Raw genomic sequence first — 7951 nt, 5'->3', positions numbered from 1 at the left:
GAGGGCGGTGTCCTCGCGGACGTAGTTGGCGGTGTAGGACTTGGCGTCGGAACCGTAGGAACTCAGTACCGACTGCACGGGGGCGCCACCGGCGGCGAGCTTGACCACCGCGCCGTTGAACGCGCTGCCGAATTCGATCTGCTTGGTGGCGGCGGCCTGGATATTGGCCGGTCCGCTGGTGGTGTCACCCTCCCACCGCAAGCTGATCTTGCTGAAGTAGCCGAGGTTGTCGGCGAGTTCGTAGGTGGTGACCAGGCCGGTCTGGCCCTGATAGCGCAGCACGGTCTTGCCGTCGGCGGTAGTCGGCGCCTCGGCGCCGCCGCACGCGGTGACCACCGCGAGGGTGGCGGGAGCGACGAGCGCGGCGGCGAGCGCACGCAGCGGACGTCGTCGGAAGATGGTGGACAACATGATTCGGGATTCTTTCGACGGCACGCGTGATCGGGCGGCGGGGCACACGGGCGCATGCCGCGACGATCCGCGCGAACGGATTACCGGGAAACGAGAAAGGCGAATCGGCGACGGAGAATGCCGCCACGCTGTCAGCTGCGACAGAATCCGGGAGACAGGCGCATCAGGTCCACCGTTCGGCGGCGGACGAGCGCGGGGGATTCGATCATGTCGAGACTTTCCTTACCGTTGCGACGAAGGGTGCGCCGCATCGAATTCCATAGTGCGCCTGTCATTATCGACCGGGCAATCGCGTTTTCGCATCGTGGAAATCATGGTGAGTCGAATCCAGCACCAGCGGCGGCGGTGTGAAAATACGGACCGATCCGCACCGCGATCTGGTGCATCGCCGGCACGACGGCGCGCACGAGATCGCGCTCGAGGCGCACCGCGCGCGCCTGCACACCGAGCGCGCCCCACACCTGCTTGTCGGGCCCGAGCACCGGGACGGCGATTGCCCGGATCGGTTCCTCGCTATCGATCTCCTCCACCGCGAACCCGCGCCTGCGCACGGCGTCGAACAGTTCGCCGGTGCCGCGATCGGCCCTGGCCGGTGTGTGCGCGAGCAGCGCGTGGCCGACTGCGCTGGCCGTGAGCGGTCGTCGTTCCCGCGGAATCTGGTTGTGGCAGAAGGACACCGGTGGCCGCGCCTGGAAGACCGTGAGTGCTTCCTCCGCGTCGGGCACACTCAGACTGACGGTGATCTTGATGCCGGCGGCGAGCGCGTACAGATGCGGCGCGGCGGCATCGAGACCGAGCCGCGACAGCGCGGGTCTGGCCAGGCAGGCCAGACCGTGCCCGATCCGGTAGCGGTCGGTGGCCGGGTCCTGCTCGAGCAACCTGCCGCGCACCAGGGCCTGCGCGAGCCGGAACGTGGTGCTCACCGGCAGTCCCGATCGCTGCGCCAGCTCGCTCAGCGACAACTCCGGATCGCCCCCGTGGAAGCAGTTCAGCACGTGCACCGCGCGGTCGACTGCTTGCGCGCCGGAACGCGGCGGTTCGGTGGTGGTCATGGCGGACTCCCTCTCGACGGGTGCCGTGAACTATCGCCACTGTCGTGACCAGGCGCAATGCTTCCGCGCAGCGGTAGCGGAATTCGAGGGCACCGGCCTGCGGAAACGGGCGCGGGCGGCGCGCCGGTCGAGGGTGCCCTTTCGGGGAATCGCTCGCGGGGTCAGGAGACCCAGGCAGAATCGATCCCACGGGCCATCTGAGGAGAGCGCAGATGAAGAAGCTGATCAATGATCCGGCGACGGTGATCCACGACGCGCTGTCCGGTCTTGCCGCGGCGCATCCGGAACTGCGGGTCGACCTGGACAACCGGCTGGTGTTGCGCGCCGAGCCGCCGACACCGGGCAAGGTGGCGCTGCTCTCGGGCGGCGGGTCAGGGCACGAGCCGCTGCACAGCGGGTTCGTCGGCCTCGGCATGCTCGACGCCGCCTGTGCCGGTGAGGTTTTCACCTCGCCGGTGCCCGACCAGATCGTGGCCGCGACCATCGCCGTCGACGCGGGCGCCGGGGTGCTGCACCTGGTCAAGAACTACACCGGTGACGTGATGAACTTCGAGATGGCCGCCGAACTGGCCGCCGCCGAGACCGGCGCCACGGTGCTGTCGGTGATCGTCGACGACGACGTCGCCGTACAGGACAGCCTGTACACCGCGGGCCGTCGCGGTGTCGGCGGGACCGTGGTGGTGGAGAAGATCGCGGGGGCAGCGGCCGAACAGGGCCGACCGCTGGCGGCGGTGGCCGAGGTCGCGCGCACGGTGAACGAGCACACCCGCAGCATGGGAATGGCGCTGACCTCGTGCACGGTCCCCGCCGCCGGCAAGCCCACCTTCGCGCTCGGCGAGGACGAAATGGAGATCGGTGTCGGCATCCACGGCGAGCCGGGGCGCCGCCGCACGGCACTCGCGCCGGCGAAGGACGTGGCCGCGATGCTGGTCGAGCCGATCCTCGCCGACCTGCCGTTCGCCAGGGGCGACCAGGTGATCTGCTTCGTCAACGGGCTGGGCGGCACGCCGCTGCTCGAGCTGTACGTCGTGTTCGGCGAGGTCGCCCGGATCCTCGCCGCGCACGGTGTCGAGATCGCGCGCTCGCTGGTCGGCCCGTACATCACCTCGCTGGAGATGGCGGGCTGTTCGGTGACGCTGACCAAGCTCGACGACGACCTGCTGTCACTGTGGGACGAGCCGGTGCGCACGCCCGCCCTGCGCTGGGGCGTCTGATGACGACGATTGATGCGACCCGGTGGTTGCGCGCGTTCGCCGCGCTGATCGACGAACACGTCGACGAACTCACCGCGCTCGACGCCGCCATCGGTGACGCCGACCACGGCAGCAATATGCGGCGTGGTACCGCGGCCGTCGTCGTCGCGCTCGATGACGATCCGCAGCCGACCGCCGGTGCGGTGCTCAAACAGACCGGCATGGTTCTGATTCGTAGCGTCGGCGGCGCGAGCGGACCGCTCTACGGCACGTTCTTCCTGCGCTGTGCCACCGCGACCGGTGACGGCGAGCTCGATGGGCCGACCTTCGCCGCGGCCTTCCGTGCTGGTCTCGACGGCGTGGTCGCCCGGGGCAAGGCCGAATCGGGGGACAAGACGATGGTCGACGCGCTCGTGCCCGCGGCCGACGCACTCGACGAGCAGCTTGCCGCCGGAGCAGACCTGGCGGTGGCACTGGATGCCGCGCTGGCCGCCGCGTCGACCGGGCGCGACGCGACCATCCCGCTTGTCGCCCGTAAAGGCCGTGCTTCGTACCTGGGGGAACGCAGTGCGGGACACCAGGATCCGGGCGCGACCAGCGCGACCTTACTGGTCGCCGCGGCTGGAAACGCGCTGCGGTGATCGGGATCGTCGCGGTCTCGCACAGTCATACGCTCGCACTCGCGGCGGTCGTGCTGGCCGGGGAGATGCTGCATGGGCAGCCGGTGCGGATCGAGATCGCGGCCGGGCTGGACGAGCAGACCTTCGGGACCGACGCCGTCGCGGTGTCGGAGGCCATCGGCGCCGCCGACAGCGGCGACGGGGTGCTGGTGCTGATGGATATGGGTAGTGCGGTGCTGTCGGCCGAACTCGCGCTGGATCTGCTGGCGGGGGATCATCGGGTTCGGCTGTGCGCGGCGCCGTTCGTCGAAGGTCTGATCGCGGCCGCGGTGTCGGCGGCGGGTGGGGCTGATCTGGACGAGGTAGCGGCCGAGGCATCGAATGCGCTGGCGGGCAAGCAGACTCACCTCGGTGCTGGTGCTGGTGCTGGTGCTGGTGCTGGTGCTGGTGCTGGTGCCGGGAGTGCCCCGCCCGGGAGTTCGGAGAGCGAAAAAGTTCAGCGAGCCGCCGAAATCGCCCGCGAGATCGAGTGGAACGGCAGGGGGTTCGCCGTAGCCGAGTCCGGCCCGGTATCACGGGCCGAATTCGTCGTCGACAATCCGCACGGTCTGCATGCGAGGCCCGCGGCCCGGCTGGTCGGGGCGGTGCGCGGACTCGACAGTTCCGTGCTGCTGGGCAATCTCACCACGGGCACCGGTCCCGCGCCCGCCTCGAGTCTGAGCCGGATCGCCGCGCTGGGCGCACTGGCCGGTCATCGCCTCGAAGTCGCAGCGACCGGCGCCGACGCGGCGGAGGCCGTGGACCGGGTACTCGCCCTCGCCGCACGGCATTTCGACGAAGCACCCGGCCTCGTTGCCGAGGTCGCGCCGGTGACGCGCGGGACCGGCCCACTGCCCGCTTCACCCGGTATCGGAATCGGGCCGAGCTGGCTGCTCGCCGCGGCGCAGTTCGACTCCGCCGACCTCGACGATCCCGGCCGAGCCGAGACCCCTGCAGTCGAGCGACGCAGGCTCGACGCCGCCATCGCCACGGTACGTGCCGAGATCGACCGGCTGCGGGTAACAGCCGGGACGGACGCCGGCATCTTCGAAGCACATCAGGTGCTGCTGGACGACACGGAAGTGCTCGACGCCGTCCATTCCCGGATCGCCGCGGGGACGGGCGCGGCCCTCGCCTGGGCTCGCGTGCTCGATGACGGTGCGGCGGAACTGGATCGGTTGCCCGACGAGTACCAGCGGGCGCGCGCCGGTGATCTGCGGGCCGTGCGCGACCAGGTACTCGTCGAACTGACAGGGCGCGCGACGCGATTGGTCAGCCGCGCAGGGGTTCTCGTCACCGCCGACCTCACCCCCGCCCAAGCCGCCGCGCTGGATCCGGCACAGGTCACCGGCATCGTGCTGGCCAACGGCAGCCCGACCGCGCACAGCACGATTCTGGTGCGCGCACACGGCATTCCGGCCGTGGTCGGCGCAGGTCTGCGCGTGCTGGAGACCGCGGCGGGGACCACCGTCGCGCTCGACGGACAAACCGGTGCGCTGGTCATCGATCCGGACCGGGCGGTGCTGGCCGAGTTCACCGAACGTGCTGTGGCGCAACAGCATCAGCGCGACACCGCCCTGGTGGCCGCAGGCAAGCCCGCAGTCACCCGCGACGGCGTTACCGTGCATGTGGCGGCGAATATCAGCGACCTCGCCGACGCGTCCGCCGCCGTGCGCAACGGCGCCGACCTCGCCGGTCTGGTCCGCACCGAATTCCTGTTCCTCGGCCGGGCAGACGCACCATCGATCGACGAACAGGAACACGCCTACCGCGCCCTGGCCGAAGCTCTCGACGGGCGCAAACTGATCCTGCGCACCCTCGACGTCGGCGGCGACAAACCCCTGCCCTACATCGAACAGGCGCCCGAAGCGAATCCGTTCCTGGGCATGCGCGGAATCCGCCTCACCCTCGCGCGCCCCGAGCTGCTGCGCGATCAGCTGACCGCGATCGGCCGGGTCGCCGCCGACCACCCCGTCGGAGTGATGTTCCCGATGGTGACCCAGCTGTCGGAACTCCTGGCGGCCCGCCACATTCTGAGTGAGGTTGTCTCACAAGACATTCCGCTGGACATCGGCATCATGGTGGAGGTCCCCGCGACCGCGGCCAAGACCGCCGCCTTCGCCGGCCACGTCGACTTCCTCAGCATCGGCACCAACGACCTCACCCAATACGCCATGGCCGCCGAACGCGGCAACGAAGCCCTCGGCTCCCTGGCGGACCCCCTCGACCCCGGCGTCCTGCATCTGATCGACACCGTGAGCCGGGCGGCCACGGGCCGGGCCCGAGTCGCGGTCTGCGGCGAAGCGGCCGCCGACCCGGCCGCGGCCCCGGTCCTGCTCGGTCTCGGCGTCCACGAACTCAGCGTCGGCCCACCATCGATCCCGCTGGTGAAAGCCGCCGTCCGGGAACTGGATTCGACATCGTGCCGTGCACTCGCCACCCGCGCGCTGACCTGCTCGTCAGCCGAGGAGGTGAGAGCACTGGTTCCCTGAACGACCGCCGCCCTGGATGTCGTCGCGAGGAAACGGCCGTACAACGCGCTGCGCCGGCGCCCCCGACTGCGAACTCAGATCGGCCACCGGCAGCGACCGCTGGTGACCAGCCGCTGCTCCAGGTCAGTCGTCGTCGGAATCCTGCGATGGGTTCGGGTTCCTACCGGGGCCGGACAGGCGGACTACACCCGCGTCGAGATCGATCGCCAGCGCGGGATGGTGGCCCTGGCCATCGCTGTCACCACTGCCTTCGTTCTGCAGCTTCTTGCCCGGAAACAGTTCGCCCATGATGCCCACGACTCCACGATAGCGAGTCGAGGACCGGCCGGGTCCTCACCAGGAGCGCGGGGTCCCACTGGCGGACATGACGGCGAAGGAAATCGGATTCCCACAGTGGCGGGGCCCCACTGACGTCGACCCACAATCGCAGAGGTCGAGTTCGCCGACGGCTTGGGATAACCATGTTCGGTTCCATCTCTGGAAGGGATTCTGCCCCAAGAGAATTAACGCATCGGAGTTGACCTCATCGGCCCATTTCTCAGGCCGTTTGCCGCACCGCGGAGTTGGTATCGTCGCGACATGCCCGACCTGATTGCACCGACCATACGCCTGCACACCGCATGGCTCGAGGCGCGTGACGACTGGGGGCCAGGCGTTCACGAGGACGGTTTCGGGCTGCGGCCGTCCGACGAGGTGGACTCGCGAGCCGGGTTCGAGGCGTGGGTGACGTGCCTGGCTGAGGATTCTGATCCGGCGAAGGTGACGGAAGGTGGCCGGGTGCGCTGCACCTATCGATGGATCGTCGACGGCGACCGGGTGCTCGGCGGGATTGCGCTGCGGCACGAGTTCAGCGATCTCGGCCATCTCGGCTACGGCATCCGGCCGTCCGCGCGGCGGCGAGGCCTGGCTACGTGGGCACTGGGCCGAATGCTCGGTGAGTCAAAGGAACTCGGCCTGGACCGGGTACTGACCATCTGCGCAATCGACAACGTAGCCTCGGCGAAGACGATCGAGCGCAACGGCGGCATCCTCGAAGGTATCCACGACACCGCACACGGCCCTGCGCGGCGGTACTGGGTCGAGGTCGGCGAGACCCGGCAGGGAAGCGTGGATTACGGATAGCATGCGGTGATGGACTGCGGCTGCGACCAGGATGCAGACGAGGGCATGGCAGTATCCCTGGGCGCTCCAGGCGACGGGACATGGGTTCGGCTGTGGCACCGGGTCGACCCTTGGGGTGACAACTCGATCCAGGTCTGCGTCCGGATCGGGGCTCCTGGGCTACTGGCCGCTGTGCACCAGGTGACACTGTCCGTCATGGGCGACTGCGATCTGGTCTCGTTCTTCGATGACCTGACTGGCGACTTCACCGGCTGGGACGGCGCCTATGTGTGGGAGAGCCTGGACCACGACTTGCGGGTCGAGGCGGTCTTCGCTTCTGGGGGCTATGCAAGCCTGACATGGACAGTGAGGCCGTGGCGGCATACGGACGGCAACTGGACGGCCTCCACCACCGTCGTGCTCGAGGCGGGTGAACAGATGCTGCAGCTTGCCAGGAACCTCAACCGGGTCCTCGGCCCAGAATGGGATTTGACCCAAGAAGCCTGAGCTCAGCGAAGCGTTGTCTCGCCTTCGCCGGTTTTCCAGCATGGAACGACCAACCTGAGATCGTCGAGAAGCTGCTCGCCGAATTCCTGCAGTGACCTGCCCGATCCCTTCCGCCTGAGGGTTCTCACCAGAAGCGCGGGGTCAACCCCCAGTCCGCAAATTCCGCGGCGAGGAGTTCCTGGAGGGCGGTGCGGGTGGGGAAGCGGTCGGGGTCGCCGCCGGTGACGACCAGGGTGACGGTGTCGTCGTCGCAGGAGAAGGCGAGGTTGACGCCTACCTCTACCTGGCGGAACAGGTCGACCGGGCCGGGGTTGACGACCGGGCGCATGATGACGTCGCGGGCCCGGTGGGGGCCGAGGACGGCGATGTTCTGGGCGGTGCGGCCCATATTGGTGCACAGGCATTCGGGTGCCTTGGCGGTGCGTGCGAACTTGTGCAGCACCACCTTCGGCAGCAGCATCTGCACCGGTTGCAGGTGCTGGATCGGGGGGATGGTCTGGGGGTTGCGGTAGGCCAGGCCCGCTGCCTTGAGTGCG

Annotated in this window: 7 protein-coding genes and 2 pseudogenes; 5 read left to right on the top strand and 4 right to left on the bottom strand. The window is 69.0% G+C overall.

Annotation, left to right across the window (positions count from 1 at the left end; genetic code table 11):
* Positions 1-411 (bottom strand): annotated as a pseudogene (locus ACFWPJ_RS18355) (ABC transporter substrate-binding protein); the annotation flags it as partial.
* 311 nt (positions 412-722) lie between these two features.
* The gene (locus ACFWPJ_RS18350; protein ID WP_378852824.1) at positions 723-1463 is read right to left on the bottom strand and encodes an IclR family transcriptional regulator; all 741 of its coding nucleotides are present in this window, start codon (positions 1461-1463) and stop codon (positions 723-725) included.
* A gap of 212 nt (positions 1464-1675) precedes the next feature.
* Here ACFWPJ_RS18350 and dhaK point away from each other — a divergent pair, with 212 nt between their 5' ends.
* Genes dhaK through ptsP form a run of 3 tightly spaced genes read left to right on the top strand, consistent with a single transcriptional unit; the run spans position 1676 to position 5807 of the window.
* Entirely contained in the window at positions 1676-2677 is a 1002-nt protein-coding gene (gene dhaK, locus ACFWPJ_RS18345) for a dihydroxyacetone kinase subunit DhaK (protein ID WP_378852822.1), read from the top strand.
* Entirely contained in the window at positions 2677-3297 is a 621-nt protein-coding gene (gene dhaL, locus ACFWPJ_RS18340) for a dihydroxyacetone kinase subunit DhaL (protein WP_378852820.1), read from the top strand. The genes dhaK and dhaL overlap by 1 nt, the downstream gene beginning before the upstream one ends.
* Positions 3294-5807, top strand: coding sequence for a phosphoenolpyruvate--protein phosphotransferase (gene ptsP, locus ACFWPJ_RS18335; protein WP_378852818.1), 2514 nt, complete (start codon positions 3294-3296; stop codon positions 5805-5807). The genes dhaL and ptsP overlap by 4 nt, the downstream gene beginning before the upstream one ends.
* Positions 5808-5930: 123 nt before the next feature.
* Here the strand turns inward: ptsP and ACFWPJ_RS18330 are convergent, their stop codons facing one another.
* A complete protein-coding gene (locus tag ACFWPJ_RS18330; protein ID WP_378852826.1) occupies positions 5931-6104 on the bottom strand; it encodes a hypothetical protein in 174 nt (57 codons plus the stop codon).
* A 282-nt stretch (positions 6105-6386) separates the two neighbouring features.
* Here ACFWPJ_RS18330 and ACFWPJ_RS18325 point away from each other — a divergent pair, with 282 nt between their 5' ends.
* Together ACFWPJ_RS18325 and ACFWPJ_RS18320 are read left to right on the top strand one after the other, a co-directional pair.
* A complete protein-coding gene (locus ACFWPJ_RS18325) occupies positions 6387-6929 on the top strand; it encodes a GNAT family N-acetyltransferase (protein ID WP_378852816.1) in 543 nt (180 codons plus the stop codon).
* Between the two features lie 9 nt (positions 6930-6938).
* Positions 6939-7415, top strand: a complete 477-nt coding sequence (locus ACFWPJ_RS18320) for a DUF6228 family protein (protein ID WP_378852814.1) — start codon at positions 6939-6941, stop codon at positions 7413-7415.
* A gap of 124 nt (positions 7416-7539) precedes the next feature.
* Here the strand turns inward: ACFWPJ_RS18320 and ACFWPJ_RS18315 are convergent.
* Positions 7540-7951 (bottom strand): annotated as a pseudogene (locus tag ACFWPJ_RS18315) (hypothetical protein); the annotation flags it as partial.

Source organism: Nocardia sp. NPDC058497, from assembly GCF_042720195.1.
GTDB lineage: Bacteria > Actinomycetota > Actinomycetes > Mycobacteriales > Mycobacteriaceae > Nocardia.
Note: the sequence above shows the minus strand (reverse complement) of the source record. Positions and strands in the feature narration are given on the sequence as shown.